Here is a 26,977-nt window from a genome sequence, read left to right as displayed (position 1 = left end):
CCTGTCGAGAGGTGACGTGTCCGCCCTGCCCGCCCGCCTTCGCCGCACCCTTTGCCCTAGCCTCGGCCTGCACCTCTGCCTGGCCATGCTGCTGTGCGGCTGCGCCAGCCCGCGCACCGACCTGGCGCAAGTGCGCGCCCTGGCCGCCCGCGCCGATGCCTTGACCGCCTTTGGCGAACTGTCGCAGCGCCACGTGGACAGCTACCAGCGCGCCCGCCCCTATCTGTCGCCCGCCGAAGATGCGCGCGAACGCCTGCTCGATGCGCAGCGCCGCGCCGCGCAAGCGGACGTCGCGCGCCTGACGCAAGCCGTGCGCCTGTACCTGCAGGCGCTGGGCCGGCTGGCGAATGCCGATGCATATGACGTGCAGCCGGAACTGGCCGGCGCCGGCGCCGCCATCCGCGCCTGGCCGGGCAGCGGCATCGACGACCGCCATGTCAGCGCCTACACCGTATTGCTGCAGCAACTGTCGCGCCTGGGCGGGGCGGCCAGCCAGCAGGCGCACCTGGCGCAAGTGCTGCACGACGGCGACGCGCCGCTGCAAGCCCTGCTGGCAGCGCTCGACAGCTTGCTGGCGCTGTACGACAAAAGCGGCGATAACGAGCGCGACATGGTGCTCGGCCTGCTCGACGTGGAAATCGCGTATGCCGATACGCCGCAGCAGCGCCTGCTGGCCGTGCTGGCGAAAACCCTGCAGCAAAGCAAAACCGAAGAATACCGGCTGCTTGGCCTGCGCCACACCCTGGCGCGCCGGCAACTGGCGGCATTGGCGCGCGACCACGCACAGCTGGCCGCCGCCCTCACCACCACGGAGGCAAGATGGACGGATCGGTAGGCAGGAGCAGCAGCGAACGCCGCGAAGCAGCTCTCAGCAGCGCCATGCGCGTCGAACAACTGGCCGACAGCCTGTCGCAGGCGGCGGTCACCCTGCACGGCGCCGTCATGCGCGCCATCCGCAAGCGCGCCAGCCAGGGAGAAAACGGCATCAGCCACAGCCAGGCACAGGCTGTCTTCGCCCTGGAAGTGGCCTTGCGCCAGCAAGCCAACCAGCTGTATGCCGATGCCGCCGGCCATACGGTGGCGGGACTGGAAACGGCGCAGCGCCAGCTCAGCGGCCTGCTCGACATGGTGCGGCTGCGCATCGCCCGCAACGACGACGTGCGGCACTGGATCAGCCTGGCGACGAGTTTGTTGCACCTGGGCAGCGCCGTCCTCGCCGGCAATCCCGAGCGCATCCTCAGTACCTTGGGCAAGGTGCGTGAGCGGCTGCAAGTGATGACGCCGGACTGATTGAAATCGGCCGGCGAGCGCCTATACTGGGACGTCCCCGCCTGGCAATCGTGCCGGCGGGACCACCAGAGGAGGCCAATATGCGTATCGAACCGTATTTGCAATTCAGTGGAAATTGCGCGCAAGCACTGGAATACTACCGGCAGCACCTGCATGGCACGGACCTGTGCCTGATGCCGTTCCGCGGCTCGCCGGGCCAGGAGCAAGTCAAGGAAGACTGGTACGACAAGATCATGCACGGCTCCGTGCAGCTGGGCCCCACCATGCTGATGGGCTCGGACGGCGGCTGCCAGGAAGATGGCGCCAAGGGCATGAGCGGCAGTTCGATCTGCCTGACCGTCGATACGCCGGAAGAAGCGGAACGGGTCTTCGCCGCGCTGGCGCGTGACGGCACCATCCAGATGCCGCTGGAAGAAACGTTCTGGGCCAAACGCTTCGGCATGTTGAAAGACCAGTTCGGCGTGGCCTGGATGGTCAACTGCCTGAAAGAGCCAGCATAGAACGGCCCGCGCCTGCCTGCGCCGCATCAAACGCGGCGCGGGTAGTAGCGCAAGCAGAGGCGCCCATCCTGGACTACCATAGAGGAGAAACTCCTATCGGGGACAGCCATGAATGGATTGCCGCAAGACCAGCTACAGCGCCTGCAAGGCGTGCTGGAGCAACGCAAGCTGGCGTTGCTGGAACAGATCGAGAACGAAGCGGCCGAAGCGGACGCGCGCGCCTCGCTGCTCAATGAAATCGAAGCCTCGCCGGCCGACAACGCCAGCGTGCGCACCTTGAACGCCCTCGTCAGCGAAGCGGCCGAGCACAATCAGGCGCAGCTGGCCATCATCAAGCACGCGCTGGCCAAGTTTGCCGACGGCAGCTACGGCCTGTGCGACAACTGCGGCGAAGCCATCGGCCTGTCGCGCCTGAACGCCCGCCCCGAAGCGCGGCTGTGCATCGATTGCCAGACGCGGCTGGAAAAAGCCCGGCGCCCGGTACCATGACGGCAGCATGACGGCGGCACAACAACAAAGGGAAGGCATCGCTGCCCTGCCCCCTGTTTTCCAGCGTGACGACCATACTGCCTGCCGTCCTCCGCCAGCGTCTATGCGCCGGCTGGGTGGACGGGTCTCCTCTACTGCCATTGCCCTGCTTCAATTATCCAGCTGCACGCCCCATCAACTCATGTGCTGTCCGCCATTGATGGCGATGTTGGCGCCCGTGACGAATGCCGCCTCGTCGGAGGCCAGATAAGCCACCAGGGCCGCCACCTCGTCCGGCTCGCCCAGGCGGCCCAGGGGAATCTGCGGCAGGATCTTCGTTTCCAGGATGTCGGCCGGCACGGCCGTCACCATCTGCGTGCGCAAATAGCCGGGCGACACCGTGTTGACGGTGATGCCGTGGCGCGCCACTTCCAGCGCCAGCGCCTTGCTGAAGCCATGCACGCCCGCCTTGGCGGCCGCGTAGTTGCACTGGCCAAACGCGCCCTTCTGGCCATTCACGGAAGAAATGTTGATGATGCGGCCCCATTTCTTTTCCAGCATGGGTTCCAGCACCTGCTTGCTCATGTTGAACAGGCTGTCGAGATTGGTCCGCATGACCTCGGACCAGTGCGGCAATTCCATCTTGCGCATGCTCTGGTCGCGCGTGATGCCGGCGTTGTTGACCAGCACGTCGATGCGGCCGAACTGCGCCAGTACCTTGCCGACGGCTTCGCTGCAGGCAGCGAAGTCCGTCACATCGAGTGCCAGCGGGTGAAAATAATACTGCTGCGCCTGCTGCTCGTCGAGCCAGCTTTCCACCCGTGTATTGCCCGGCGTATGCGCCGCCACGACGGCAAAGCCCGCCGCATGCAGGCGACGACACAAGGCCGTGCCCAGGCCGCCCATGCCGCCCGTCACCAGCGCTACCTTTTGCTCTTTCATTGCTGTCTCTCCCCGCTTGTTATGGTTGTTCTGCGTGGGATCAAGTGTAGGTGGCACTTTTGAAGCTGGCATTGCGCCAGATCAAAGGCTCGGCCTGCTTATAGCCGCGTTCGTCTGCGCTGTGTCCATATGTAAAAAATTATCAAAATTACACTCATCAAAGAGGTGATGGCACCTCGGCAGGCAAGGCGGACAGTCCTTGCCTGATGGCATGATCCAAAGGAGAACGCGATGGAAATCCAGGACGACACAGAAGCATTGAGGGACTTGTTCAACGAGATCAATCCCGGCATGAGCGACGTGGAATCGCTGCATCAGGCGGAACTCGATCCCCACCATGCGCTGGCCCTGATGGCCAACCCGAAGGCGGCGCTGAAGGCCATGGGCATCCCCGTCAGCGACGCCTCGCAAGTGCAGGTGACGATGAAGAACCGCGCCGACCGCGCCATGATGGAGGTGGCGCAGCGGGCTGCGCAATTGCGGCGCATCATCATTATCGTGATTCATTACCGCAACTGCGACGCCGACATCATCATCATTGGCATGAGCTGAAACGCCAGGCGCCGGCCGCACGCGTGCGCGGCCGGCGCCCCGGACTGTGCCAGAATAGGGCTTACTCCACAGCGAGAGGCCAGGCCATGACGTACAAGACCGTATTGCTCCACATCGACGACAGCGCCGGGCGCGCAGCGCGCATCGAAGCGGCGGCCAGCATCGCCCAGGCATGCGGCGGCCACCTGACGGGCGTGGCACTGACGGGCGTGTCGCGCCTGCTGTACCAGCACCAGCCCGACCTTGATGCCGACCCGAACCTGAGCTTGCATCTGAGCTTCCTGCGTGACCGTGCCACGCGCGCCCTCGACGGTTTCGAAGCGCAGGTGCGGGCGGCCGGCGTCGCCTCGTTCGAACAGCGCGTGCTCGACGACGAGGCGGCGGGCGGCATCAGCCTGCTGGCGCGCTATGCGGACCTGGTCGTCATCAGCCAATACAATGCCAAGGATAAATCGCCGTCCGTGATGCGCGACTTTCCCGCCTATGTGCTGCTGCATTCGGGCCGTCCCGTACTGATCGTGCCGTATGCGCCGCCGCTGCCCCTGCTGGCGCCGCCGGCAGCGGCGCGCAATGTGCTCATTTCCTGGAACGCCAGCAAGGAAGCGAGCCGCGCCGTGACCGCCGCCCTGCCCCTGCTGCAGCGCGCCGGGCAAGTCCACGTCGCCATCTTCGACGCCCAGGTGCATGCCGCCGAGCACGGCGAGCAGCCGGGCGCCGAACTGGTGCACTACCTGGCGCGCCACGGCGTGGAAGCGCGGCTGCATTTGCTCGATGGCGGGGGCGTACGGCGCGGCGATATCGGCGAGGCGCTGCTGTCGCATGCCGCCGACCTGTCGGCCGACTTGCTGGTGATGGGAGCGTATGGCCATTCGCGCCTGCGCGAAACCATCCTGGGCGGCGTCACGCGCACGATTTTGCAGAGCATGACGATCCCCGTGCTGATGGCGCACTAGGCCTTTGGCAAGACGACAGGGCTAGCCGCCCTGCCAGGGCTGGCTGCGGATCTTCGCCACCTGGCGCTGCGCCAGCCATTGCCACAGCTGCAGCGCGTCGTCCTGCGGCAGGGCCGACATGTGGCGCGGACTGGCCAGGGCGATTTCGCAATCGCGGTCCGACCATTCCTCGAAAGTGACTTCGCCTCCGCTAGCGACTTCGACCTGATACATCAAGCCATCGTCGTAGCCAAAGCGCAACAAGACGGCGGCCGGACTGCCATCCGGCGTGACGGCGCCGCCGCGGTACACCTCGGCCAGCGCATCGGCCAGCTGTGCCGGCGAGGGCGCGCAGATGTCGCGCCCGTCGGCCCGTGTCAGAATGAACCATGCCTGTGTCATGACGCGCCCTCCTATCCATACTCGTTAGCATGCGAGGCAAGTACTACGGGCAGTCACCTTGGTCCAGTGTCACTTCGGGCACGCGGAAACTATCCCTGTCGGCATTGTTTACCAATAATTACTAATACTAACAAGGATCATACCTAAATTTCGTGCAGCGCGGAATTTATGCATATGGCACCACAGAGGGGTTGATTCACGCCACCAGCACGGGAATACTGAGCGGATCGAAGTCATGCCAGTCGCCATTGGCGATCGTGCCTTCCGCTTCCTCGATATGCTCGGCGCCCAGCCGGTGCAGTGTCTCGAGCGCCCGTTCACGCTCCTCGAGGCCGCCCAGCGCGACGGCGATCAGCATGCCCGGATGCCGCGGCTGGCGGCGGTTTTCACCGTTGTTTTCGCCATTCTTCTCGGCTTCACCCGCCTCCTTCATCTTGTTGAAACTGTAGAGCGAGCCCACGTGGGCGCCCACCAGCGCGCCCACCACCGGGCCCAGCGGCCCCGTTGCCAGGGTAGTGGCCGCGCCGATGCCGGCACCGACGGCCGCCCCGACGGCCACGCCCTCGACCACGCCTTCCGGCGTCTCCTTGGCGCCGGGCGAGATGTCGCGGTCGCCGCCAAGCGCATGCAAGTCATGCTGGCCCGGCTGGTTGACAAAGAAGGCGCTGATGCGGCTGTCAGGAAAGCCCGCCTGGTTCAGCGCGGCGCGCGCGGCGTCTATCTGCTCCTGCAACTGAAAATGACCTGCGATGATGCGTGACATGATATGGCCCTCCTGGTCGGCTGCGGGCGCCCCGTGCGCCCCCCAATAGCGTGCGCCGGACGGCGCCAACAGACCGTTCGCTTGCGCACACAGCCACACCATCATGCGCTCATTCATGCGCTCGCGCTGAACGGGCTGCGGATATCGGCCAAGAATTGCTGTGCGCGTGCATGTTGCGGCCGCACAAAGAACTCCTCGGGCGTGGCCCGTTCCAGCACTTGCCCGTGATCCATGAACCAGACACGGTCCGCCACTTCGCGCGCGAAACCCATCTCGTGCGTCACGCACACCATCGTCATGCCGCCGTGCGCCAGGTCGCGCATCACTTGCAGCACCTCGCCCACCATTTCCGGGTCCAGCGCGCTGGTCGGCTCGTCGAACAGCATCAGCGGCGGCTGCATGGCCAGCGCGCGGGCAATCGCCACCCTCTGCTGCTGCCCGCCCGACAAGGCCGCCGGCATGGCGCCCGCCTTGTGGGCCAGCCCCACCCGCTCCAGCAGGGCCAGCGCCCGCTCCTCCGCTTCGCGCCGGGTGAGGCCGCGCAAGCGCTGCGGCGCCAGCGCGCAATTGTCCAGCACGGACAAATGCGGAAACAGGTTGAATTGCTGGAACACAAAACCGATATGCGAGCGGAAGGCATTCACGTCCAGCCCCGGTGCGTGAATATCCTGGCCCGCCACCGTGATGCGGCCCGAGGCGATCGCCTCCAGGCGGTTGATGGTGCGGATCAGGGTCGACTTGCCGGAGCCGGACGGCCCGCACACGACCAGCACCTCGCCCTTGGCGACGTGTTCATTGATCTCGCGCAAGGCGTGATAGTCGCCATAATATTTGTTGACGTTGTCAAAGGTAATCATGCTGCCGCTTTCAAAAGACGCGCCTGGCGCCGCTCGAGCCAGAAGGCGGCGCGCGACAGGCTGAAACACAAGACAAAATACGTCATGCCCAGCAGGAAATACACTTGCACGGGCTTGGTCAGCACGAGGCCGTTCACTTGCGAAGCGATGAACGACACCTCGGCCAGGCCGATGATGTAACCGAGCGAGGTTTCCTTGATGGTCGAGACGAACTGGTTGACCAGCGAGGGCAGCATGTGGCGCAGCGCCTGCGGCAGCACCACCGAGCGCATGCTGTCCAGATAATTCAAGCCCAGCGAGCGGGCCGCCTCCACCTGCCCGCGCGGCACGGCTTGCACGCCGGCGCGCACGATTTCCGCCAGATAAATGCCGTCGAAGATGACGAGGGCCGCCAGCATGGTGCTGAATTGCCCGCTTTCATGTCCCGTGATGCTGGGCAGGAAGAAATACGCCCAGAAGATGACGAGCAGCAAGGGAATCCCCCGCACCACGTGGATCAGTACGGCGACGGGCCAGCGCAGCAGCCGCCAGGGACTCAGGCGTGCCAGGCCCAGCAGCAAGCCGAACGGCAGACTCAGCACCAGCGCCAGGCTGGCCAGCACGACCGTCAGCGCCAGGCCGCCCAGCGGCCCCTCGGGATAGCGTCCCACGAGAAAATACAGCCAGTAATCATGGAGGAGTTCCAGCATCAGGACACCTTCCTTTGCAGCAAGGCCGCCAGGCCCGCGATCAGCAGGGAGACGGCCAGGTAGGCCGCGCTGGCAAAGACGAAGGCATCGACGCTGCGGAACGAGGCCGCTTCCACGCGCTGCGTCTGGTACATCAGCTCGGCCACGCCGATGACGGTGGCGATGCTGGTGTTTTGCCACAGGGTCAGGGTTTGCGACAGCAGCGGCGGCGCGGCCAGCCGCAGCGCCTGCGGCACGATGCACAGGCGCATGGTGGCGAGAAAGCTGAAACCCAGCGCCCGGCCCGCCTCGAATTGCTGGGCGGGGATGGCGCGGATGCCGCTGCGGATGTCTTCCGCCATGTAGGCGGCCGTATATAAAGTCAGGGCCGTGACGGCGCTGGCGGCTTCGATATTGCCGGCATACAAGCGCTCCTTCCACGCATCGGGCAGCAATTCGGGCGCGCCGAAATACCAGAACAGGAAGTGGGCCAGCAAGGGCACGTTGCGGATCAGCTCGACATACGCGGCGCCCAGGCCATTGAGCAGGCGCGACGGGGCGAGGCGCAGCATGGCCACGCCGCAGGCCAGCGGCAAAGACAGGAGCAAGGTGATGCCCATCAGTTGCAAGGACAGCAGCAAGCCGGAAACGAGCCAGTCGCGATAGTCGCCGGACAGCAAAAAGGTCAGATCAAACATGCGGCAGCATCAACCGAGGTTCAGGCGTCGATCTTGTCTGACTCAATCTTGAAATTGCGCTTCTGAAATTTCACATTGCTCGTCGGGCCATACCATTTGAAGAACAGTTTTTCCGCCTCGCCCGATTTTTCCAGCCCGCGCAGCACCTGGTCGACGGCTGTTTTCACGCCCGTCTCGCCCTTGCGGATGCCGAAGGCAAACACTTCCTGGCTGATGTTTTGCGGCAGCACAAGGTAATCGTGTTGCGCGGCGCCCAGCTTGGCGTAATTGTTGAGCAGCGAGACTTCATCGTCGACATAGCCAACGCCCTTGCCTTGCTGCAAGCCCAGATAAGCCTGGCCCGCCGTCTCGAACGTCACCACCTCCACGCCGGGCACGGCCTTGCGGATATTCGGTTCCTGCGTGCCGCCCTTGACGGTCAGCACTTTCTTGCCGGCCAGGCCAGCGACCGTCGTGATATGGCTGCTTTTTTTCACCAGCACGCGCTGGCCCGTGTAAAACGTGGACAGGGAAAAATCGACGAGCGCCTCGCGCTCCTTGTTGTGCGTCAGGGACGCCGTCAGGATATCGACGCGGCCCTGCTGCAATTCGGGAATGCGGGCAGCCACGGCCAGTTGCTTGATCACCGGTTTGACGCCCAGGCCCTGGGCGATGGCGCGGCACAGATCCACTTCATAGCCAACCAGCTGGCGCGACTTGGCATCGATGAAACTGTTCGGTTCGTCCGTGCCCAGGGTGCCGCAGACCAGCTCGCCCTTCGCCTTGATGGCGGCCAGCTGGTCCGCTTGCGCCACCTGCGTGAAGGCGATGCTGGTGAATAACAGGGCGGCGAAATGAAGGCGGGTCTGCATGGGATTCCTCTGGTGGATAACGAATGCCGCCATTAAACCGCAGCGCCCTTATTTCCAAAAAGGAATCTTTTCAGCCTTGCTTATAAAGAATTCATCTAAGGCGTCGTCTAAGGTGCCAGCGCCTTCGTCTCGCCGCCCAAGCGAATGATCGCCGCCCTGGCGCCCACGGCGCCCGGATAGCGGGGATCGAGCTGCAATGCCTGGCGGTAAGCCTCGACGGCCTGCGGGCGCAAGCCTTGCCCCACATAAAACTCGGCCAGGCTATCGTGCAGATTCGCGTCGCGCGGATGCAGGCTGACAGCCGCCTGCAGCACGGCCATGCCTTGCGTCACGGCGCCGCAGCCTTTCAAACGATAGGCTTCCTGGTTCAGCGCCGCCGGGCTGGCCGCGCCCAGCGGGTCGCGGGCCAGAGACACGCGCAGGGCAGCGAGAGCCGGTTCTGTCTTGCCGGCGCGCAGCAAGGTCAAGCCCTGGAGCGCATGCGCGCCGTCGCTGAGCGGATACAAGGCCACGGCCAGGCGGCCGGCCGCCAGCGCTGTATCTGTCTCTCCGCGCACGGCCGACGCTTGCGCCAGCTCAAGCAGCTCGGGCACGAAATCGGGATACGCGCGCTGGCCGCGGAAGGCCGCGCGCAGCTGGCTATCGAGTGCAGAAATGGACGCGGAGGCGGGTGCGGCCTGCCAGGCGATGGCAGCCGTGCGGTCCCAGCTGGCCGCCAGGGCCACGATGGCGTGCTCGAAGGCGGGATCGAAGCGGGGCATGGTGCCGGCCGTCGCGCCTTGCGACAACACGATATAGTCGCGCGCAAACGCCAGCGCGCCGCCGCGCGAGTATTGATGCAGGTCGGCGCCCGATGCGCGCAGCGCCTCGGCCATGCTGGCGCCGGCCGTGAGGAATACGCGGCCGCCGGCGGGATGGCGGGCCGCCTCGATGTAGGGGCGCGCCGCCTGGGCGTCCGGCGCCAGCGCTTGCAGGTTGATCTGCGTGAAGGCCGCGCGCGTGGCGGCCGCACCGGCATAGGGTTCATGCGTGCGCTCGGCATGGGCGCGTCCCTCCTCGAACAAGCCTAGCGCCACCTGGTAGGCACGCTGCGCGCCCGCATCGGCGATATACGTCTTCAGCTGCCACGCTTCGCCCGTGACCACCTCGAACAGGCGCTGCACGAAGCCTTGCGGATTGACGCGCTCGAGATTGGCGGCGACGGCGATGGTGAGCTTGCGCGAGGGGAAACTGTACAAATAGGTGACGGTTTCCGGCTGCTGGCCGCCGTGGGCGATGGCGTAGCGCCCGCCCGTGGGCAGGATTTCCCAGCCCATGCCATAGTCGGTCAAGCGGCCGGCGCGCGTGGCCATCGGCTGCACCATGGCGGCCACGCTGGCTGGCGACAGGATCTTGCCTGCATGGATGCCCCTGCCGAAGGCCAGCATGTCGGGCACGCTGGCGCGCGTGCCGCCGGCGGAAAAGCGGCTGCTGATGTCGACGAATTCCGAGTTTTTCAAGGCCTGACCGTCGAGCCGGTAGCCGCGCACGCGGTGGGCGATCACGGCGTCCGGGTCGTCCATCACGGTGGCGTCCATGCCCAGCGGCCCCCACACGTGGCGCCGCATGTAGCCGCCATAGCTTTCGCCCGACGCGCCCTCGATGACGGCGCCCAGCAGGTTGTAGCCATAGCTCGTGTAGCGGAAGCGCGTGCCCGGTTCGGCGATCAGGTCGAACTGCTCGAAGACGGCGAGGGACTGGCGCGTATCCTTGTGTTCCTTGAAATGCTGTTCCGCCTGGCTGTTGCGGTAGGCATCGATGCCGCCCAGGTGGCCCAGCAGCTGGCGCACCGTCACGGGAAACGGCTTGACGGGAAAATACGGCACATAGGTTTGCACGGGCGCATCCAGGTCGACCTTGCCCTGCTCGACCAGCTGCAGGACGGCCACCGCCGTCATGGGCTTGGTGACGGACGCCAGCCGGTAGCTGGAGCTGGCCATGGCCGGTACGCGGTTTTCCAGGTCCGCATAGCCATAGCCTTTTACCCATTCCACGTCGCCCTGGCTGAAGCCGACGGTCACGCCCGGGATGCGCTGCATGGCCATACGCCGGGCCACCCAGCCATCGAAATCGGCCAGGCGCGCGGCCAGCGCGGGAGCGGGAGCGGGAGCGGCCTGCGCCACGCCGCACAGCAGCGCCAGCACGCCGGCGAAATATATCTTGCCTTGCATAGTCGTTATTCCATGGTGAGGCCGCGTCCACCACGCGGCGCTGATGCATGATAAGCATCATGACAGCGCCATAGGCGGCCGGTGCACGAAATGCACGCGGACTGCATGAACGGCACCGGAGAGCATGAAAATGTTGCAAAAGAGCAGCTACAATGCCCGCCATGCCCTCCTTCTTCCGCTACCTGCCGCGGTATTGCCTCGCTTGCTGCCTGGCCTGGCCCTGTTTCGCCATGGGCATGGACAGGCTATCGCTGGGCGAAGGCTGGCGCGCCTGCGGCGCGGGTCCCTCCGCGCCCGCCGCCGCGCTGCACCAGTTGCTCCGGCCGGGCCAGCTGCTGTGCATCGAGCGCGAACTGGTCCTGGCCGCCACGCCGTCGTCGACGCAGCTGCTGGTACTGTCGGCGCTCGCCTCCAGCGAACTGTGGCTGGATGGCAACTTGATCGGCAACAATGGTCAGCCGGCCCGCCAGGCTGTCGATGACAGGCCGGGCGACATCGATTTCGCCATCCACCTGACGCCACAGCAGTTGACCGCAGGCAAGCACCACCTGCGCTTGCTGCTGTCGACGCAGCAGGCGCCGGCCCGCCTGGCGTCGCCATTCTATGCGCTGTACCTGGTCGACCGGCAAGACTACCGCGCGGCGCTGGCCTGGTACCGGCTGCCGCCGCTGCTGCTGGCCGGCGCGCTGGGCGCCGTCGCCCTGCTCTTCCTCGCCTTGACGGTGCTGTACCAGCGGCAGCGGCACTGGGCCATGTTTGCCGCGCTGTGCCTGGTGGCGGCGCTGCTGCTGGTGGTGGAACTCTGGCGCAGCGTTAGCGGCTACGCCTACCCCTGGCACTTGCCGCGCCTGTATGCCGTCAGCGCCCTGACCTGGCTGTTTTCCGCCCTGCTGCCCCTGTATTTTTATACGGCCTGGCGCCTGCCCCGTTGGCCGCTGGCGGCGGCGGTGTTGCTGGCGTGCATAGCACTGGCCGGCGCGCTGCCCGCGCATTTCGATGCCCGCTGCTGGCTGATGTTTCTGACGGGCCTGGCAGCGAGCCTGCTGCTCAACCTGGGCGCCCTGTGGCGCCGCTTGCCGGGCAGCCGCGGCGGCACCTTGATCGCGCTGGCCTCGTGCGTCCTGTTCCTGCTGACGGGCAGCCAGTTTGCCGAGGGCGGCTTCGCCCTCGTCGTGTGCTTCTTGCTGCTGCCCCTGTGCGCGCAATTGCTGGCGCAGCTGCTGCAGGAACGCAGCAAGGCGGCGCGCGCCCGGCAGCTGGAAAACCAGCTCTTGCGCAAAAGCATGCAACCGCATTTCCTGATGAACTCCTTGAGCCTGATCGGCGAACTCAACGCGCAATCGCCGCAGGCGGCCGAAACCTTCATCGAGGCGCTGGGGGCCGAGTTGCGCATGCTCAATGAATTTGCGCAGCAGCCAAGCATTGCCCTGACGCAGGAACTGGCCCTGTGCCAGAATTACCTGAGCATCATGGGCACGCGGCTGCAGCAGCCGTGCAGCCTGCAGCTCGATGGGGAGGCAGCGGGCATCACCGTTCCGCCCGCCATCTTGCTGACGGCGCTGGAAAATGGGTTCAGCCACAACCGCTACCGCCACGGCGCGGCCTTTATCCTGCGCATCGCAAAACATGCGCAAACGCACGTGCTCACTTTGCTGATGCCCGAGGGCGAAGCGCGCCCGCACGCGGGCAGCGGCGTGGGCGAACAGTACATCCGCGCCAGCCTGCATGCCGTGTTTGGCGAGAGCGCCCGCTATGACATTGAGCAACAGCAACAAGGCTGGCTCGTCACCTTCACCCTGCCGGCGGTCCCATGAACGTATTGATACTGGAAGATGAACCGCTGATCGCACAAGGCCTGGAACGCGAGGTGCGCGCGCATTTCGGCGCGCGCCTGGCAACGCTGGCATTGCACGACAATGTGCCGCAAGCGCTGGCCGCCCTGGCACAGGACAAGATCGACTTGCTGCTGCTGGACTTGAACCTGCATGGCGCGGACGGCTATGACCTGCTGCGCCTGGCCCAACAAGCCCCGTTCCAGACCATCATCGTCTCGGCCCACGCGGAACGCTCGATCACGGCCTTCGAGTTCGGCGTGCTCGACTTCGTTGCCAAGCCCTTCAGCCGCGAACGGCTGCACAAGGCGCTGCAACGCTATACGGGGCGGCATGCGCAAGCGGCCTCGCTGGCCGTCAAGAAACGCGGGGCGCTGGAATGGATCGCCATGGCCGAGATCGACCACGTGCAAGCCGATGGCCACTACAGCAACATCGTGCTGCGCAGCGGCGAACAGTGCTTTCACGACTTGCCGATCGACAAGCTCATGGCCCTGCTGCCGCCCCACTTCCTGCGCGTGCACCGCTCCTACATCGTCAACAGCCTGGGCTTCAGGCGGCTGCAGATCGCCGCGGGCGGAAAATACGCGCTCGATACGCAAACCAGCACGGGCATTCCCGTCTCGCGCAGCAGCTATCCCGCGCTGAAACAGCGGCTGCTGGGCTGAAGCCCCCGCTTACCAGTGGGGCGCGTAATTGGGAAACGGCGAGGCCATGTGTTCGGCTTCCACGGGTGGCGCCATCCAGTCGCGCGGATCGACCTTGTAGTACTGTAAAAATTGCGCATACAGTTCTTCGTGGTGCTCGGCCATCTGGTACGGCTTTTCAAAGAAGGTTTCCGTGGCCACGGCAAAGAATTCGGCGGGATTGGTGGCGCCGTAATGGTCCATCACGCTGTGCTGCTGATAGATGGCGTCGTGGCGCAGGTTATCGAAGTCGCGCGACAGCACGGTGGCCCAGCTGCGGTAGCTCGATACGCTGGGCAGGTAGGGCGCGCCATTCGCGGCGCCCGATTCGCTGTCGAGCTGGTGGGCGAATTCATGCAGCACGACGTTGTGGCCATCGGTCCAGTCTGCCGCGCCGCGCTGCACGTGGTCCCAGGCCAGCACCACGCGGCCATCGCCCCAGGATTCGCCCAATAAACCATTGGCCGATGGCGTGACCACGCCGCCCGGGCCCACTTCATTGCGCGTGACGATGAATTCTGTGGGATACACGAGGATGGTGTCGAGCTCCGGATACACCTGGGTCTGGCGATTGAGCAGCAGCAAGCACGCCTGGCCGGCGATGGTGTAGCGCATCTCGTCCGTGATTTCCAGGCCGCCGCAACCGACGAATTTCTTCTGGTACAGGAATTGCACGACCAGACGGCGCAATTGCTGCTGCAGCGGCGCCGGCATGCGCGGATACACGGGAATATTTTTTTCCAGCACGGCCAGACCTTCCGGCGGCAAGGGCCTGGACAGGGCACGCTTCAAGCGCCAGCGGGGGAACCATAATGAAAAGACGATGGCGACCGTGACGAGGGCGATCCACAGCAGCGGGTTCATGCGGCGACCCGTTTCAGGCAACGCAATGGCGGGAACGATAACAGGGCGGCGTAGGCAGACAAGGACAAGCTCTTTCAAGTGAACCCGCGCGTTGCGGGCAGCAGTCCAGCCCACATGGGGTTGATTAACATCTTTTCAATCCGCCAAGATGAACGGGAGAGCACCAACGCCAAAAGCCGGGTCGCAACCCGGCTTTCATTACAACATCACAGCGCCCGACAACGATGTCGGGTGCTACTCGGCCGACTTTTGCTGCGGCGCACCGAACAAGGCGGCGACCAGCGGATCGCGCGTCACGGGACCGCGGTTGACGCGGATGGCGTAATGCGTGTCATCGGCCAGGATGTGGAAGTGGCGGCCGCTGCCTGCCATGCTTTGCTCGCGCAGGCCGGGACGGTCCTTGCGCGGTGGCGCACCTTCGCGTTTCGGCTGGACGATGGCGGCCAGGAAGGCGCGCACGCGCTCAGGATCCGGCGTCAGCTGGTACACTGCCTTGCCCAGGTAGGTGGCGGTGCCTTCGATGTAGCGGGCCAGTTCGATCACGCCCGCTTCGCGCAGGTCGCGGATATATTTGCGGGCGCCCGATGGCGAAAACTTGAGGAACCAGGCGATTTCATCGGCCAGCATCTCGTGCAGCGACAATTCGCCGATCAGCTTTTGCATGTTTTCGATGCGGCGCAGGGTGGCCGACGTCGAACGCACGCGCTCGATCGGTGCCATGGAAATGGGATTCATGCGTTCCGGGGGGATGGGTGCTGCGCGTTCGACCATTTGCGAGCCTTTTTCGGGGCTACGAAGTTCCTGGTGCGCTGCCTTTAATTCGCTCTTCACGTGAGACTGAGTCATTGCATGCATTTGAATACTCCTTTTAAACGATTGCCGGTAGCCCGGATTGTTAAGTTCTTGGCAATTTTTATACCAAGACATCACGAATCCTGAGCGTCTGGGCACAGAATGCCATCCTGCTCCTCACTGGTCTGTGCGTTAACGAACATTAGAAGCAAGAAAGTGAAAAATATTGCCTTGCTGAATTATTTCCCTCGGGACATCTATAAAAGACATCTCACAATGCCGTACTCCCATGCGCGCACAAAGTGAAATGGCGAACAGAAGCGTCGGCATTCTTGCAATAAATTCAAGCTTCGCGCGCGGCACCCGCCGTCCGCATCGCGCCAATCTTGATACTTTGCAAAGGAACCATCATGAACATGCCTACTCTGCTGGCCGCCGCTGCCCTGGTCACCCTGTCCGCCTGCAAAAAACCGGCCGAGGCGCCGCTGCCTGAAACGGCGCCCAACCCCGCTTCCGCCCCGCAGGTACTGCCCGCCCCCGTCACGCCGCCCACGCCGGAAACGGGCCCGGGCAGCACGACGCCGCCTGCCCCGCTGACCGATCCGGCCACCGCGCCGGCCCTGCCGCCCGCCACGGCGCCGAAATAAGGCCGTCAAAGCCCACCGATCAGGCGCCCGCGCGGCGCCGTCCCTACTCCACGGGGGAGTTACGCGTTGCCAGCCTGTTTGCAACGCGTTTTTTTACGATTGGAGTCGGCCGCGCCATTTAGGTTCACCCGCATGCGCGGCGCCGGCCAGCATCGAATCGCTCCTCCCAAAATGCGGTAATCCGCACAGCTTTTCCCTGCGCCGTGCGGAAAAGCGGAATCTCACCATTTCCCACTTTCAATAGATTCAAATTAAACCTTTATAAACAATCACTTGCAATAAACGCCAAAATGCGCTCCACTGGCACGGAAGATGCTTTTATATTTTCATAACCGCCACCAGAGCGGCAGCCTTACCCAATATAAAAACCATCTACCTTTTTTGGAGACAACAGCATGGCAAGCACCTTCCGCATCTCGTCCTTCCTGAACACCAAGGCACTGGCCGTGGCCGTCGCACTGGCCGCGCAATTCCCGCTGGCCGTCCATGCGGCCGACCTGGTCCGCCTGGGCAACCTGAAATTCGCCCATTACGGCGCCGTCGCCTACATGAAGGAAATCGCACCGAAATACGACTTGAAGATCGAAGAGCGCATCTTTGCCAAGGGCCTCGACATCGTGCCGGCCATGATCGCCGGCGAAATCGACGTCTCCGCCAGCGCGCTGGAAGCGGCCATCACGGGCCGCGCCACGGGCTTGCCCGTGTACCTGGTGGGCGGCTTCGCCAAGGGCGGCGTGCAGATCGTCGGGCGTCCCGACCTGAACATCAAGGATATTGCTGGCCTGAAAGGCAAGAAAGTCGGCGTCACGCGCGGCGGCCCGCAGGAAATCCTGCTGTTTGCCGAATTGACCAAGGCCAAGCTGACCTGGTCCGACAAGCCGGGCAAGGACGTGCAGATCCTGTACATGGGCTACCCTGACCTGAACCAGGCGCTGCTGACCAAGGATATCGACGTCATGAGCCAGTCCGAACCGTATTCGACGCAGGCGATCCACAAGAAATACGGCGCGGCCATCATCAAGCCCTACGACACGCCGCTGGGCGAGCCCGTGCGCGCCCTCGTGATGACGGAAAAGATGTACAAGGAAAAGCCGGCCGTGGCGCAGCGCTTCATGGATTGCTTCGTCGCCGCCACGCGGGCGTTTTTGGCCGACCCGAAACTGGCGGAAAAATACGTGCGCGAATCGATGTTCAAGAACCAGATCACGAGCGAGGATTACCGCGATGCCATCGACAACGCCATCTTCACGGAAGACATCACGCAAAGCCACGTGCAGCTGACCACCGACTACATGATGAAATTCGGCGTGGGCCGCATGGCCAAGGCGCCCGCGGCACAGGATTGGGTCAAGCTGGATCTGCTGGAAAAAGCCAAGAAATCCTACGCACCTCGCTAATCTGAAAGTGTCACGATGAATATTCAAATGATGAAACGCTTCGCGCACGGCGCCGCCGTGCCCGCTGCTGCATTGCTTCTTTGGCAAGCCATGTCGACCTTCGGCTGGATCAACCCGCAAATCCTGCCCTCGCCCGTGGCCGTGCTGGTGAAGTGGTATGAATACCTGATGCCGATGCAAGCCTACACGCCCGAAGCGGGCAGCTACCTGGTATGGATGTTCTCCGGCGAATTGCCGCATGACGCCTGGGCCAGCCTGTCGCGCGTGCTGGGCGGCTTCGCCATCGGCGCCGGCCTGGCCTTGCCGCTGGGTCTGCTGATGGGCACCAACAAGACCATCTATAAACTGTTCGACCCGCTGGTGCAGGTGCTGCGCCCGATTCCGCCGATCGCCTACATTCCGCTGGCGATCCTGTGGTTCGGCCTGGGCAACCCGCCCGCCTTCTTCCTGATCAGCATCGGTTCCTTCTTCCCCGTACTGATGAATACCATCGCCGGCGTGCGCCAGGTCGACGGCATCTATATCCGCGCCGCGCGCAACCTGGGCGCCAGCCAGATGACCATGTTCCGCCGCGTCATCCTGCCGGCGGCCACGCCGTATATCCTGGCCGGCGCGCGCATCGGCATGGGCACGGCCTTCATCGTCGTGATCGTGGCGGAGATGATCGCCGTCAACAGCGGCCTCGGTTTCCGCATCCTGGAAGCGCGCGAGTATTTCTGGTCTGACAAGATTATCGCCGGCATGTTCACCATCGGCCTGTTCGGCCTGGCCATCGATATGGCCATGAATGCCCTGAATAATCATTTGCTGCAGTGGCACCGCGGCCTGGAACACTGAGAGGAACGGCCATGACCACGATCAATATCAATGCAGTCAATAAAATCTTCACCACGGGCGGCGCGGACGTCATCGCCCTGAAGGATATCAACCTGGAAATCGCCAGCGGCGAGTTCATCTGCCTGCTGGGGCCGTCCGGCTGCGGCAAGTCGACCCTGTTGAACGCCATCGCCGGCTTTTCACAGCCGACGTCGGGCCAGATCCTGGCCGGCGGCAAGCTGATCACCGAGCCTGGTCCCGACCGCGGCATGGTGTTCCAGGAATACGCGCTGTTCCCATGGATGACGATTGAAAGCAATATCGCCTTCGGCCTGGAAATCGCCGGCAAGACGCCTGCCGAGATCAAGGAACGGGTCGACATGCTGCTGAGCATGCTGGGCTTGACGGAATTCCGTGCCCGCTACCCGAAAGACTTGTCCGGCGGCATGCGCCAGCGCGTGGCGATTGCCCGCGTGCTGGCCCTCGATTCACCGATCATGCTGATGGACGAGCCGTTCGGCGCGCTGGACGCCTTGACGCGGCGCAACCTGCAAGATGAATTGCTGAAAATCTGGAAAGTCTTCGGCACCACCATCGTCTTCGTCACGCACTCGATCGAGGAATCGATCTACCTGGCCGACCGCACCATCGTCATGACCTACCGTCCCGGCACCGTCAAGCGCGACGTGGCCATCGAACTGCCCCGCCCGCGCGACCCGAGCGACCCCGAGTTCAACCGCCTGAAGCGCATGCTGGGCGAGATGGTGATGGAAGAGCAGCAAAGGCACCATAACGCGGAAACCATGGCCAGCACTGCTGATTAATCACCGCGCAAGCTAACCCGAAAGCAAGTGCCGGGGTCGGACCTTAAGGTCCGACCCCAGTCTTTGACTTGCGGGTTTCAGCCTTACAATACCGTCGTAATTAACCCGACACACGGAGCACCATGGCATTCGGCAAATGGACCCTGAGACCCGCGCTCGGCCCCCTGCTGGCCGTGGGCTCGCTGGTCGTGCTGACGTGGGCCTCGTATGCCTGGGTCAAGCAGCGCCAGCTCGATGAATTGCACCGCACGCTAGATTCGCGCGCGGAACTGTATGCGGCGTCCATCGGCGGCGCCCTGAACAAATACGAATTCCTGCCCCTGGCCGTGGCCCAGAGCGATGCCGTGGCGCAATTGCTGGAGCAGCCCAGCGCCGATAAAGTCACGCAGATCAACGCCTACCTGGTCGACATGAACCGCCGCGCGGGCGCCTTTGCCGTCTACGTGCTCGACGACAAGGGCACGACCCTGGCGTCGAGCAACTGGCAAGACCGCAGCTCGTACGTGGGCGTCAATTACGGCTTCCGTCCGTATTTCAAGAACGCCATCGCGGGCGGCATCGGCCGCTTCTACGGCATCGGCTTTTCCACCTTCGAAGCCGGCTATTTCATTTCGCAGCCCGTGCAGCGCGACGGGCGCATCATCGGCATCGTCGCCGCCAAGGTCAACCTGGACTGGATCGAGCAATCGTGGCGCACGCCGGGCGCGGGCGAACAGATCTGGGTCAAGGATGCGAATGGCGTGATCATCCTGGCCACCACCCCCGCCTTCAAGTTCAAGACCCTGGCCCCGCTGTCGCCGGACGCCAAGAAAGACATCAGCGAACAGCGCCAGTTCCTGCAAGAAAATCTACCCATCCTGCCGCACAAGGTGCAGCGCCAGTTCGCCGATGGCGCCAGCGTGATGACGCTGGAACGCCCGCAGACGAGTGACTCCCCCGCCCTGTCCGGCAATGCCGACTACCTGGCCGTGAACCGCGCGCTGGGCCCGCTGCAATGGCAGATCACCGTGCTGGCCGAGCTCGACCAGGTCAACGAGGCGGCGCGCAACGCGGCCATCGCCGCCGCGCTGGGCTGGGCCTTGCTGCTGCTGGCCCTGATGTATGCGCGCCAGCGCCGGCGCCGCATCGCCGACAAGCTCAATGCACAACAGACGCTGGCCCGCGCCTACGAACAGCTGGAAATCAAGGTCGAGCAGCGCACGGCCGACCTCGTGCACGCGAACGGCCGCCTGCAGGCGGAAGTGGCCGAGCGTGAACGGGCCGAGCAGACCTTGCGCTACGCCCAGGCGGAACTGGTGCAAAGCGGCAAGCTGGCGGCCATCGGCCAGATGGCGGCCGGCGTCACGCACGAGCTGAACCAGCCGCTGGCGGCCCTGCAAACGTTTTCCGACAATGCCAAGGTCTTTCTGGCACGCGGCCAGATCGATGACGCGCTCGACAATCTGTCGACCATTTCCGACCTCGTCAAGCGTCTCGGCTATGTGACGTCGCAATTGAAAGGCTTTGCGCGGCGCAGCGACGATGCCCGCAAGCCCGTCAGCGTGCGCCAGGCGTTTGCGCAAACCATGCTGCAGATCCGCACGCGCAAAGGCTCGCAGCGCCTGACCCTGCATGAAAGCTGGCTTGAGGACGACATCATCGTGCTGTGCAACGCCATCGGCCTGGAACAGGTGTTTACCAACCTGATCACGAACGCCATGGATGCCGTGCCGGAAAGCGAGCCCGTGCAGATATGGTTCCAGGTGCGCCGCGAAGGCGGCCTCGCCGTGCTGCATATCACCGATAATGGCCCCGGCATCCCGCTGGCCTCGCTCGACAAGATCTTCGACCCTTTCTATACCACCAAGGAACACGGGCTGGGCTTGGGATTATCGATCAGCGCTGGCATACTGCGCGCGGCCGGCAGCGCCCTGGCCGTGCGCAACCGCAGCGCGCAGGAAGGGGGCGGCGCGCAATTTACCATCACCCTGAGCTGCGACCCGGGAGTGAGAGACAAGGAAACATCTGATGCACGAGAATAATTTTGAAGGCATGCAAGTGCTGCTGGTGGAAGACGACGCCGTCGTGCGCAAGGGCGCCCGGCAATCGCTGGAACTGGCGGGCCTGCAAGTGACGGCCGTGGCCACGGCCGAGGAAGCGCTGCCCTACCTGGTGCCCGAATTTGCCGGCATTTTATTGAGCGACATCAAGCTGCCCGGCATGGATGGCTTGAAACTGCTCGATATCGCCGTGGCGCAGGATGCCAGCCTGCCCGTGATCCTCGTCACGGGCCACGGCGACGTATCGATGGCGGTGGGCGCCATGCGCCGCGGCGCCTACGATTTCATCGAAAAACCGTTTTCCGCCGACCTGCTGGTGGAAGTGTGCCGCCGCGCTCTGGATAAACGCCACCTGGTGCTGGAAAACATGAACTTGCGCCGCCAGCTCGAACAGCGCGTCGGCATCGAGGCGCGCATCGTGGGCCGCAGCGCGGCCATGGCCAAGGTGCGCCAGCTGGTGCTGAACCTGGCGCCGAAATCGGCCGACATCATCATCCTCGGTGAAACGGGGACCGGCAAGGAGCTGATCGCGCGCTGCCTGCACGACTTCAGCGAGCGGCGCGACCACCCGTTCGTGGCGATCAACTGCGGCGCCCTGCCCGAATCGATCTTCGAATCGGAACTGTTCGGCCACGAGGAAGGCGCGTTTACGGGCGCGCAGCGCCAGCGCATCGGCAAGATCGAGTACGCGAACGGCGGCACCCTGTTCCTCGATGAAATCGAAAGCATGCCGCTGGCCCTGCAGGTGAAACTGCTGCGCGTGCTGCAGGAGCGCCAGGTGGAACGGCTCGGTTCCAACAAATTGATATCCGTCAATTTCCGCGTGATCGCCGCCGCCAAGGAAGACCTCAATGTGCTGGCCGAACAGGGCAAGTTCCGGCCCGACCTGTATTACCGCCTGAACGTGGCCAGCCTCACGCTCCCCGCCCTGCGCAACCGGCGCGAGGATATCCCGCTGCTGTTCGAGTTTTTCGTGCTGCAGGCGGCCCTGCGCTATGGCCAGCCGGCCGCCCTCGTCAGCGGCGAACTGATCGCGTCATTGATGGCGCAGCGCTGGGCCGGCAATGTGCGCGAATTGCACAACGTGGCCGACCGCTTCGTGCTGGGCTTGCTGGACGAGACCCTGAGTCCCGCCGGCTGCCGCGAAGCGTCGCTGGCCGAGCAGGTGGACACCTTCGAGATTTCCATCATCGAGGAAGCCTTGCGCCGCCACAATGGCAACGTCATCGACGCGGCCGCCAGCTTGAATATCCCGAAGAAAACCCTGTACGACAAGCTCAAGCGCTTTGATATCTCGACGGAGCAGTTCCGATAATCAGTAGCAAGTAGCCGACACAGCCATGCGGCGGCGTCCTACCCGTGCGGGCGATCTCCTGTGTGAGAATGCAAGCTCTTATTCATTTCTGCACAGGACACCGCCATGAAAACCGCCGCTCTCTTGCTGGCCGCCACCCTGATGACCATCGGCGGCGCCTGGGTGCAAGCCCAGTCGACGACGAATGTGAACCAGACGGGCAACCACACCAATAATCCCAACGATCCGGGCCAGAAATCGGACCAGTCCGACAAGCTTGATAACAAAGGCAAGCTGGTTCATGACGGCAAGGCCACCAAATCGCGAACGGACAAGCGCACGCGGCGCGGGAAGCCGACGGCGCCGCCAGCGTCCACACCCGCTGTGCCCAGCATCCCTGTCGCCCCTGCAAAATAAGATCAGCGCTGCGCCACATTGCTCCAAGGCACGCTATCATCGCGCCTTTACAAGATAGCCGGGATGACAATGAAAGCAGCATGGCAAGTGTTGGTGGCGGCAGGCGTATTGGCGGCCGCGGGCGTACAGGCGGCTCCCACGGTGGGCGAGTGCATGGAACTGACGACGGGCGTCAAGTTCAGCAAGAACAATGGCGACGCGCAAGTCAACGTCGAGGAAGTCTTCGAAGGCAAGAAACTCAAGGGTATCCAGCTGATCCTCGACGGCGGCGTGCTGCTGGCCACGTCCTACCAGGACATCCGCGACGGCCAGGTATTCCTGACGGGCACGGTCCATTACAACGAAGACGGCACTGTGCGCAGCAAGAACGTCTACGCGCCGCAGTCCGCCATCCCCGCCAAAATGCGCCCGGGCCAGGAAGTGCGCGTGCAGTTCACGGACACGCAAACGAGCACCCACTACCCGCTGGCGGGCCTGTCCGACAAGATCACCACCTCCACGCGCACCGATCAACGCGATTTCTCGATCACCTTCCTGGGCTGGGAACGCCTGAAACTGGGCGGGCGCCGCTTCCCCGACGCCTGCAAGTTCGAACTGCGCGACGTCGGTGGCAAGAGCAAAGGCAAGAGCGGCGAATACGTGTGGTACGCGCAAGGTTACGGCGTGATCATGACGGACAAGCTGGACAAGGATGGCGACGTGCAGCCCGCGTATCGCATTGCGCTGACGAAGATCCTCAGCGCGCCTTGACGATTTCTGGGGGAGCCAGACCACTGCTCCACCGCCTGGTGCCCAGCGCCCCTTCCGTCATGCTCATGCGGCGGCCAGAGGCTGTGCTGGACGTAATTCCACGACCTTTCCTGCTTGCAATCCAACGACGCGTTCGGCAGCGTCGATCGTTTCACGACGGTGCGCCACCATGATGCGCGTGAGCCGCATCTGGCTTAGTACGTGATTGACCTTGCGTTCATTATTCATGTCCAGATGGCTGGTTGCCTCATCCAGTGCCAATATGCGCGGCTGCTTATACAAGGCCCTGGCCAGCAATATGCGCTGCTTCTGCCCGCCAGACAGGCTGCTTCCCATGTCCCCAATCAGGGTCTGATAACCCATCGGCATCTGCGCAATTTCATCATGGACTGCCGCCTGTCTTGCGCAGCGCTCCACGACGTCGCGCTCGGCGCGGGCATCAAAGAACGCGATATTGTCTTGTAACGATCCGGCCAGTAACACATCGTCCTGCATCACCGTGCCTACCAGTTGACGGTATGCACGCAGCCCGATCTGTGTAATGGGAACATTGTCGATCAAGACTTCACCCTCGCTGGGCGCCAACAAGCCGAGAATAATCTTGCATAAGGTCGTCTTGCCGCAGCCGCTGGGACCGACCAAGGCCAGGCTCTGGCCGGCAGGGATATGCAAGTCGATGCCATCGAGTATCCAGGGCTCGCCTTCCGCATAGCGAAAGCGGATATTCTTCAGGGTCAGGCTGCAATCAAAACGATGCAAATCCGTTTCCTGCTCATGCAGCGCTTCGACTGGTTCAAGCACAATGTCGGCCAAACGCTCGGCATGCAAACTCAGCATCTTCAAGTTGACCAGCAAATCGACCAGACTGAACAGCCGCGAGGAAAAAGTTCCCGCGTAGCTGGAAAAAGCCATCAGCATGCCTATCGTCAGCGCATTCTTCATGACCAGTTCGGCCCCGACATAGAATAGGGCCAGCCCCTGCACGCTGAAAATGGTGGTGCTGCTTACCTTGAACAGGATGCTCAATTTCTGCGTCTTGACGTCACGATTGATCACATCCTGCTTCAGGTTTTGCCAACGTACCCGCCGCTCCGCTTCCTGCCCAAACAGTTTCAACGGCATGATGGCACGAATGGTTTCCAGGAAGTGACTGCTTTCTTTTGCCGACAAGATCAAGCGTTCCTGGGATGCCTCGCGCAACGGCTGATAAAAGGCCCAACGCAGCAACACATACAACAGGACGGCGGCTAACACCAGGAACGATAACTTGGGGCTATACATGAACATCATGCCCAAGGCCAGCATGGCCATCAACCCATCGAGCGCACTTTCAACAAACAGGCTGGTCAGTGTCCCCTGTATCGAGGCGATACTGCCAAAACGCGAAACGACATCGCCCAGATGCCGCTTCTCGAAGAAAGACAACGGCAGGCGCGTCAGATGGGCAAAGATACGCACTGACCATTGCAACCCTATATCCATGCTCCAGCGCATCAAAAACCAGCTACGTGCCAGGCCGATCGCCGTCTGCGTCACAATCAACAACGCAAAACCACACACCAGCACCTTCAGCAAGTCCTGATCACCGCTGACGATCACTTCATCAATGACGAACTGATTGAACAAAGGGGAAGCAATCGCAAAAATCTCCAGCGCAAGCGCAAGCGCCAGTATCTGCACCAGCGCACGACGCAATCCAAGTACATGTCCAGTCAAATCACGTATGGCAACTTTGCGGCGCTCATCGGCCACGACAAAATCTGCATTCGGCGCCAGCTCCATGGCCACACCTGTGAAATGCTTCGAGACAACGCCCAGCGGCAAACGGCGTTCGCCGATAGCAGGATCGAGCAGCGTCACCATGGTCACGCCGCGCCACGTCTTGCTGACTTTTTTCAGGACAACGAAGTGATTGAGATTCCAATGCAAAATACAGGGAACCTGCAACTTCGACAACTCATCAAGCTCGAGACGCAGCGGACGCGCCGCCAACTGCATCGATGCGGCATGGCGCATGAGTTGCTCCAGCGTGACCCCTTTCAAGCTGATGGGAAAGCGGCGGCGCAATTCGGCCAGGTCCGTGTGATGGCCATAATGGCTGGCCACCATGGCAAGGCAGGCCAGCCCACATTCGCTGGACTCCGTTTGTAGAACAGTGTGCATAAATTGGATAATGAGGAACAGGGCTTGCCGCAGACAAGCCCGAAAAAAGACGCGCGACGCCTGACCCCTTCGACAACTAGCCTTCGTCGAAAACCGATGTTGCGAATGGGATGAGAAATACACTACCTGGCGGCATGATCAATGAATCAGCCCGGCGCGATCGGCAAGAATGGTTCTATGCTGGCGAATATTCCTTGCTAGAATTCATGGCGATCAAACAGCCATATGCCATCTCTCTTCACAAATACAAAGGTATCACGATGAACGCCGGCATCAGGCGGCATGCCGCGGAAATCCACGGTCAAGGAAATAGTTTGCGAATCATGCACCACCCAATTCCACATTTTTTTCGATATATAATAATTTATGTTATCTATTTTGGGAGGAAATCGCATCTGCTTGATCCCGTTACTTGTAGCAAGCGCGGAAAATGATGCCTGTGTTGCTCGAACCTGGCTATAAACCTGGAAAAAGTCCATTACTTGGTTAATAGATTCTTTCACCACAGCCAAATCTTCGGCAGTCTTAATTTCGGACAGATCTACCCTGTTTTTTATCTTTCGATTAGGTGGCTCTTTCATGAAGCCAAAATCCAATGCTCTGACATTGACTGTTCTTTCCGCAGCACCTACTATTTTCTCGGCAGCTTGCCCTGGCAGCATCATTGTCCCGAACCCCAAAAAAACAACGATAAAATAAAATTTCAGCAACTGAATCTCCACAAAATTATTTCTGCAATTTATTTCTCAGCATAAAAAAAAGGGGCAGTATTTTTCATACCCCTTCTCCAGGCCACGGACTCTAATTACATTTCGTCATTGATTATTTCAGAAAGATACTTAGAACCGGTGATGCCACCATTTGACCCACCACTCGATCCACCATTGCCCTCGTAAAAGGCGCCGCCAAACAAGGATACGCCGGCGCCATAAATTTCCGCCATCACGTTGCATCCGAACGAATCGTTATAATTTGTCGCGCAAATATTGTGCATATCTGCCTTGAACATCGAGTCAGCGTCTGCCCGGCTTACCATGGAACCTGCGGAATAGTTATCATCGTGCCGATCACAGGCGCTCCGGAAATCATAGCCAAACGGTGCGTCCGGCACCAAGGTGCAACCGTCGCCGCCACCCGCTACCACGGCCAATTCTTTTAATACAATCATGCGCATTTTTGTTATCCTGTTTCAAGGTTGAGTTGACCATCCGGAAAGATGGTTTGATACCGCCGGTCAGCGTGCTGTCACACGCTGACCGGTTCTTAGCAAAAGCAGAGCGGATGGGATTATGTCCCGTTCGTTCTGCTCCCTACTAACACTTG

Annotated in this window: 29 protein-coding genes; 16 read left to right on the top strand and 13 right to left on the bottom strand. The window is 62.5% G+C overall.

Going from position 1 to position 26,977, the window contains the following annotated elements:
- Positions 1–16 precede the first annotated feature (16 nt).
- The 4 genes from ACQ4WQ_RS24425 to ACQ4WQ_RS24410 all read left to right on the top strand — a co-directional run bounded on the left by ACQ4WQ_RS24425 (position 17) and on the right by ACQ4WQ_RS24410 (position 2,279).
- Positions 17–835 (top strand): hypothetical protein, encoded by an 819-nt coding sequence (locus tag ACQ4WQ_RS24425; protein WP_436500638.1) that lies wholly within the window; start codon positions 17–19, stop codon positions 833–835.
- Positions 820–1,290: a hypothetical protein gene (locus ACQ4WQ_RS24420; RefSeq protein WP_436500636.1), complete on the top strand. Its 471-nt coding sequence runs from the start codon at positions 820–822 to the stop codon at positions 1,288–1,290. Before ACQ4WQ_RS24425 ends, ACQ4WQ_RS24420 begins: the two co-directional genes overlap by 16 nt.
- 80 nt (positions 1,291–1,370) lie before the next feature.
- Positions 1,371–1,790 carry a VOC family protein gene (locus ACQ4WQ_RS24415; RefSeq protein WP_326457274.1) on the top strand — a complete coding sequence of 140 codons (420 nt, stop codon included), beginning with the start codon at positions 1,371–1,373 and terminating at the stop codon, positions 1,788–1,790.
- Between the two features lie 108 nt (positions 1,791–1,898).
- A complete protein-coding gene (locus tag ACQ4WQ_RS24410; protein WP_034759509.1) occupies positions 1,899–2,279 on the top strand; it encodes a TraR/DksA family transcriptional regulator in 381 nt (126 codons plus the stop codon).
- Positions 2,280–2,453: 174 nt separating this feature from the next.
- Here the strand turns inward: ACQ4WQ_RS24410 and phbB are convergent, their stop codons facing one another.
- Positions 2,454–3,200, bottom strand: a complete 747-nt coding sequence (phbB, locus tag ACQ4WQ_RS24405) for an acetoacetyl-CoA reductase (protein WP_070224945.1) — start codon at positions 3,198–3,200, stop codon at positions 2,454–2,456.
- 231 nt (positions 3,201–3,431) lie between these two features.
- On the opposite strand from phbB, the gene ACQ4WQ_RS24400 reads away from it, so the two are divergent.
- Positions 3,432–3,752 carry a hypothetical protein gene (locus ACQ4WQ_RS24400; protein ID WP_076570384.1) on the top strand — a complete coding sequence of 107 codons (321 nt, stop codon included), beginning with the start codon at positions 3,432–3,434 and terminating at the stop codon, positions 3,750–3,752.
- Between the two features lie 86 nt (positions 3,753–3,838).
- Positions 3,839–4,705, top strand: coding sequence for a universal stress protein (locus ACQ4WQ_RS24395; RefSeq protein WP_326460033.1), 867 nt, complete (start codon positions 3,839–3,841; stop codon positions 4,703–4,705).
- A 21-nt stretch (positions 4,706–4,726) separates the two neighbouring features.
- On the opposite strand, the gene ACQ4WQ_RS24390 is transcribed toward ACQ4WQ_RS24395, so the two are convergent.
- The 7 genes from ACQ4WQ_RS24390 to ACQ4WQ_RS24360 all read right to left on the bottom strand — a co-directional run bounded on the left by ACQ4WQ_RS24390 (position 4,727) and on the right by ACQ4WQ_RS24360 (position 11,133).
- Positions 4,727–5,086 carry a hypothetical protein gene (locus ACQ4WQ_RS24390; RefSeq protein WP_070224943.1) on the bottom strand — a complete coding sequence of 120 codons (360 nt, stop codon included), beginning with the start codon at positions 5,084–5,086 and terminating at the stop codon, positions 4,727–4,729.
- Positions 5,087–5,282: 196 nt separating this feature from the next.
- The gene (locus ACQ4WQ_RS24385) at positions 5,283–5,849 is read right to left on the bottom strand and encodes a glycine zipper domain-containing protein (RefSeq protein ID WP_326460034.1); all 567 of its coding nucleotides are present in this window, start codon (positions 5,847–5,849) and stop codon (positions 5,283–5,285) included.
- A 113-nt stretch (positions 5,850–5,962) separates the two neighbouring features.
- Entirely contained in the window at positions 5,963–6,706 is a 744-nt protein-coding gene (locus ACQ4WQ_RS24380; protein ID WP_436500632.1) for an amino acid ABC transporter ATP-binding protein, read from the bottom strand.
- A complete protein-coding gene (locus tag ACQ4WQ_RS24375; RefSeq protein WP_326460036.1) occupies positions 6,703–7,395 on the bottom strand; it encodes an amino acid ABC transporter permease in 693 nt (230 codons plus the stop codon). Before ACQ4WQ_RS24375 ends, ACQ4WQ_RS24380 begins: the two co-directional genes overlap by 4 nt.
- A complete protein-coding gene (locus ACQ4WQ_RS24370) occupies positions 7,395–8,072 on the bottom strand; it encodes an amino acid ABC transporter permease (protein WP_436500629.1) in 678 nt (225 codons plus the stop codon). Before ACQ4WQ_RS24370 ends, ACQ4WQ_RS24375 begins: the two co-directional genes overlap by 1 nt.
- A gap of 20 nt (positions 8,073–8,092) precedes the next feature.
- Entirely contained in the window at positions 8,093–8,923 is an 831-nt protein-coding gene (locus tag ACQ4WQ_RS24365) for a transporter substrate-binding domain-containing protein (protein ID WP_326460038.1), read from the bottom strand.
- A gap of 107 nt (positions 8,924–9,030) precedes the next feature.
- Positions 9,031–11,133 (bottom strand): serine hydrolase domain-containing protein, encoded by a 2,103-nt coding sequence (locus ACQ4WQ_RS24360; protein ID WP_436500627.1) that lies wholly within the window; start codon positions 11,131–11,133, stop codon positions 9,031–9,033.
- A 152-nt stretch (positions 11,134–11,285) separates the two neighbouring features.
- Between ACQ4WQ_RS24360 and ACQ4WQ_RS24355 the strand changes: the two genes are divergently transcribed.
- Both ACQ4WQ_RS24355 and ACQ4WQ_RS24350 read left to right on the top strand, forming a co-directional pair.
- The gene (locus ACQ4WQ_RS24355; protein ID WP_436500626.1) at positions 11,286–12,947 is read left to right on the top strand and encodes a histidine kinase; all 1,662 of its coding nucleotides are present in this window, start codon (positions 11,286–11,288) and stop codon (positions 12,945–12,947) included.
- Positions 12,944–13,633, top strand: a complete 690-nt coding sequence (locus ACQ4WQ_RS24350) for a LytR/AlgR family response regulator transcription factor (RefSeq protein ID WP_436500624.1) — start codon at positions 12,944–12,946, stop codon at positions 13,631–13,633. Before ACQ4WQ_RS24355 ends, ACQ4WQ_RS24350 begins: the two co-directional genes overlap by 4 nt.
- A 9-nt stretch (positions 13,634–13,642) precedes the next feature.
- Here ACQ4WQ_RS24350 and ACQ4WQ_RS24345 read toward each other — a convergent pair whose 3' ends face one another.
- Both ACQ4WQ_RS24345 and ACQ4WQ_RS24340 read right to left on the bottom strand, forming a co-directional pair.
- Complete coding sequence (locus ACQ4WQ_RS24345; RefSeq protein WP_326459434.1) at positions 13,643–14,515, bottom strand: M90 family metallopeptidase; 873 nt, start codon at positions 14,513–14,515, stop codon at positions 13,643–13,645.
- Positions 14,516–14,749: 234 nt separating this feature from the next.
- Positions 14,750–15,286, bottom strand: a complete 537-nt coding sequence (locus ACQ4WQ_RS24340) for a winged helix-turn-helix domain-containing protein (protein WP_080698807.1) — start codon at positions 15,284–15,286, stop codon at positions 14,750–14,752.
- Between the two features lie 431 nt (positions 15,287–15,717).
- Between ACQ4WQ_RS24340 and ACQ4WQ_RS24335 the strand changes: the two genes are divergently transcribed.
- From ACQ4WQ_RS24335 to ACQ4WQ_RS24300, 8 genes are all read left to right on the top strand, one after another.
- Positions 15,718–15,954 carry a hypothetical protein gene (locus ACQ4WQ_RS24335; protein ID WP_326459435.1) on the top strand — a complete coding sequence of 79 codons (237 nt, stop codon included), beginning with the start codon at positions 15,718–15,720 and terminating at the stop codon, positions 15,952–15,954.
- Between the two features lie 395 nt (positions 15,955–16,349).
- Positions 16,350–17,351, top strand: a complete 1,002-nt coding sequence (locus tag ACQ4WQ_RS24330; protein ID WP_326459436.1) for an ABC transporter substrate-binding protein — start codon at positions 16,350–16,352, stop codon at positions 17,349–17,351.
- Between the two features lie 27 nt (positions 17,352–17,378).
- Complete coding sequence (locus tag ACQ4WQ_RS24325) at positions 17,379–18,188, top strand: ABC transporter permease (RefSeq protein WP_436500620.1); 810 nt, start codon at positions 17,379–17,381, stop codon at positions 18,186–18,188.
- Between the two features lie 11 nt (positions 18,189–18,199).
- Positions 18,200–18,991 carry an ABC transporter ATP-binding protein gene (locus ACQ4WQ_RS24320; protein ID WP_436500618.1) on the top strand — a complete coding sequence of 264 codons (792 nt, stop codon included), beginning with the start codon at positions 18,200–18,202 and terminating at the stop codon, positions 18,989–18,991.
- A 122-nt stretch (positions 18,992–19,113) separates the two neighbouring features.
- Positions 19,114–21,012: a sensor histidine kinase gene (locus ACQ4WQ_RS24315; protein WP_436500616.1), complete on the top strand. Its 1,899-nt coding sequence runs from the start codon at positions 19,114–19,116 to the stop codon at positions 21,010–21,012.
- Positions 20,999–22,345 (top strand): sigma-54-dependent transcriptional regulator, encoded by a 1,347-nt coding sequence (locus tag ACQ4WQ_RS24310; RefSeq protein ID WP_436500614.1) that lies wholly within the window; start codon positions 20,999–21,001, stop codon positions 22,343–22,345. The genes ACQ4WQ_RS24315 and ACQ4WQ_RS24310 overlap by 14 nt, the downstream gene beginning before the upstream one ends.
- Positions 22,346–22,450: 105 nt before the next feature.
- A complete protein-coding gene (locus ACQ4WQ_RS24305) occupies positions 22,451–22,741 on the top strand; it encodes a hypothetical protein (RefSeq protein ID WP_436500612.1) in 291 nt (96 codons plus the stop codon).
- A gap of 63 nt (positions 22,742–22,804) precedes the next feature.
- On the top strand, positions 22,805–23,491 hold the full coding sequence (locus ACQ4WQ_RS24300; RefSeq protein ID WP_436500610.1) for a hypothetical protein: 687 nt from the start codon (positions 22,805–22,807) through the stop codon (positions 23,489–23,491).
- A 63-nt stretch (positions 23,492–23,554) separates the two neighbouring features.
- Here ACQ4WQ_RS24300 and ACQ4WQ_RS24295 read toward each other — a convergent pair whose 3' ends face one another.
- The 3 genes from ACQ4WQ_RS24295 to ACQ4WQ_RS24285 form a co-directional block, all read right to left on the bottom strand.
- Positions 23,555–25,654: a peptidase domain-containing ABC transporter gene (locus ACQ4WQ_RS24295; protein WP_436500608.1), complete on the bottom strand. Its 2,100-nt coding sequence runs from the start codon at positions 25,652–25,654 to the stop codon at positions 23,555–23,557.
- Between the two features lie 197 nt (positions 25,655–25,851).
- Positions 25,852–26,364 carry a hypothetical protein gene (locus ACQ4WQ_RS24290; RefSeq protein ID WP_436500606.1) on the bottom strand — a complete coding sequence of 171 codons (513 nt, stop codon included), beginning with the start codon at positions 26,362–26,364 and terminating at the stop codon, positions 25,852–25,854.
- A gap of 95 nt (positions 26,365–26,459) precedes the next feature.
- Positions 26,460–26,828, bottom strand: a complete 369-nt coding sequence (locus ACQ4WQ_RS24285) for a phospholipase A2 (RefSeq protein ID WP_436500604.1) — start codon at positions 26,826–26,828, stop codon at positions 26,460–26,462.
- Positions 26,829–26,977 lie beyond the last annotated feature (149 nt).

Source organism: Janthinobacterium goodfellowi (assembly GCF_051380695.1).
Classification (GTDB): domain Bacteria; phylum Pseudomonadota; class Gammaproteobacteria; order Burkholderiales; family Burkholderiaceae_D; genus Janthinobacterium.
Note: the sequence above shows the minus strand (reverse complement) of the source record. Positions and strands in the feature narration are given on the sequence as shown.

Coding starts and splice junctions, on each gene's coding strand:
- ACQ4WQ_RS24420 (WP_436500636.1), top strand. CDS start 820: ATGGACGGATCGGTAGGCAGGAGCAGCAGCGAACGCCGCGAAGCAGCT.
- ACQ4WQ_RS24415 (WP_326457274.1), top strand. CDS start 1,371: ATGCGTATCGAACCGTATTTGCAATTCAGTGGAAATTGCGCGCAAGCA.
- ACQ4WQ_RS24410 (WP_034759509.1), top strand. CDS start 1,899: ATGAATGGATTGCCGCAAGACCAGCTACAGCGCCTGCAAGGCGTGCTG.
- phbB (WP_070224945.1), bottom strand. CDS start 3,200: ATGAAAGAGCAAAAGGTAGCGCTGGTGACGGGCGGCATGGGCGGCCTG.
- ACQ4WQ_RS24400 (WP_076570384.1), top strand. CDS start 3,432: ATGGAAATCCAGGACGACACAGAAGCATTGAGGGACTTGTTCAACGAG.
- ACQ4WQ_RS24395 (WP_326460033.1), top strand. CDS start 3,839: ATGACGTACAAGACCGTATTGCTCCACATCGACGACAGCGCCGGGCGC.
- ACQ4WQ_RS24390 (WP_070224943.1), bottom strand. CDS start 5,086: ATGACACAGGCATGGTTCATTCTGACACGGGCCGACGGGCGCGACATC.
- ACQ4WQ_RS24385 (WP_326460034.1), bottom strand. CDS start 5,849: ATGTCACGCATCATCGCAGGTCATTTTCAGTTGCAGGAGCAGATAGAC.
- ACQ4WQ_RS24380 (WP_436500632.1), bottom strand. CDS start 6,706: ATGATTACCTTTGACAACGTCAACAAATATTATGGCGACTATCACGCC.
- ACQ4WQ_RS24375 (WP_326460036.1), bottom strand. CDS start 7,395: ATGCTGGAACTCCTCCATGATTACTGGCTGTATTTTCTCGTGGGACGC.
- ACQ4WQ_RS24370 (WP_436500629.1), bottom strand. CDS start 8,072: ATGTTTGATCTGACCTTTTTGCTGTCCGGCGACTATCGCGACTGGCTC.
- ACQ4WQ_RS24365 (WP_326460038.1), bottom strand. CDS start 8,923: ATGCAGACCCGCCTTCATTTCGCCGCCCTGTTATTCACCAGCATCGCC.
- ACQ4WQ_RS24360 (WP_436500627.1), bottom strand. CDS start 11,133: ATGCAAGGCAAGATATATTTCGCCGGCGTGCTGGCGCTGCTGTGCGGC.
- ACQ4WQ_RS24355 (WP_436500626.1), top strand. CDS start 11,286: ATGCCCGCCATGCCCTCCTTCTTCCGCTACCTGCCGCGGTATTGCCTC.
- ACQ4WQ_RS24350 (WP_436500624.1), top strand. CDS start 12,944: ATGAACGTATTGATACTGGAAGATGAACCGCTGATCGCACAAGGCCTG.
- ACQ4WQ_RS24345 (WP_326459434.1), bottom strand. CDS start 14,515: ATGAACCCGCTGCTGTGGATCGCCCTCGTCACGGTCGCCATCGTCTTT.
- ACQ4WQ_RS24340 (WP_080698807.1), bottom strand. CDS start 15,286: ATGGTCGAACGCGCAGCACCCATCCCCCCGGAACGCATGAATCCCATT.
- ACQ4WQ_RS24335 (WP_326459435.1), top strand. CDS start 15,718: ATGAACATGCCTACTCTGCTGGCCGCCGCTGCCCTGGTCACCCTGTCC.
- ACQ4WQ_RS24330 (WP_326459436.1), top strand. CDS start 16,350: ATGGCAAGCACCTTCCGCATCTCGTCCTTCCTGAACACCAAGGCACTG.
- ACQ4WQ_RS24325 (WP_436500620.1), top strand. CDS start 17,379: ATGATGAAACGCTTCGCGCACGGCGCCGCCGTGCCCGCTGCTGCATTG.
- ACQ4WQ_RS24320 (WP_436500618.1), top strand. CDS start 18,200: ATGACCACGATCAATATCAATGCAGTCAATAAAATCTTCACCACGGGC.
- ACQ4WQ_RS24315 (WP_436500616.1), top strand. CDS start 19,114: ATGGCATTCGGCAAATGGACCCTGAGACCCGCGCTCGGCCCCCTGCTG.
- ACQ4WQ_RS24310 (WP_436500614.1), top strand. CDS start 20,999: ATGCACGAGAATAATTTTGAAGGCATGCAAGTGCTGCTGGTGGAAGAC.
- ACQ4WQ_RS24305 (WP_436500612.1), top strand. CDS start 22,451: ATGAAAACCGCCGCTCTCTTGCTGGCCGCCACCCTGATGACCATCGGC.
- ACQ4WQ_RS24300 (WP_436500610.1), top strand. CDS start 22,805: ATGACAATGAAAGCAGCATGGCAAGTGTTGGTGGCGGCAGGCGTATTG.
- ACQ4WQ_RS24295 (WP_436500608.1), bottom strand. CDS start 25,654: ATGCACACTGTTCTACAAACGGAGTCCAGCGAATGTGGGCTGGCCTGC.
- ACQ4WQ_RS24285 (WP_436500604.1), bottom strand. CDS start 26,828: ATGCGCATGATTGTATTAAAAGAATTGGCCGTGGTAGCGGGTGGCGGC.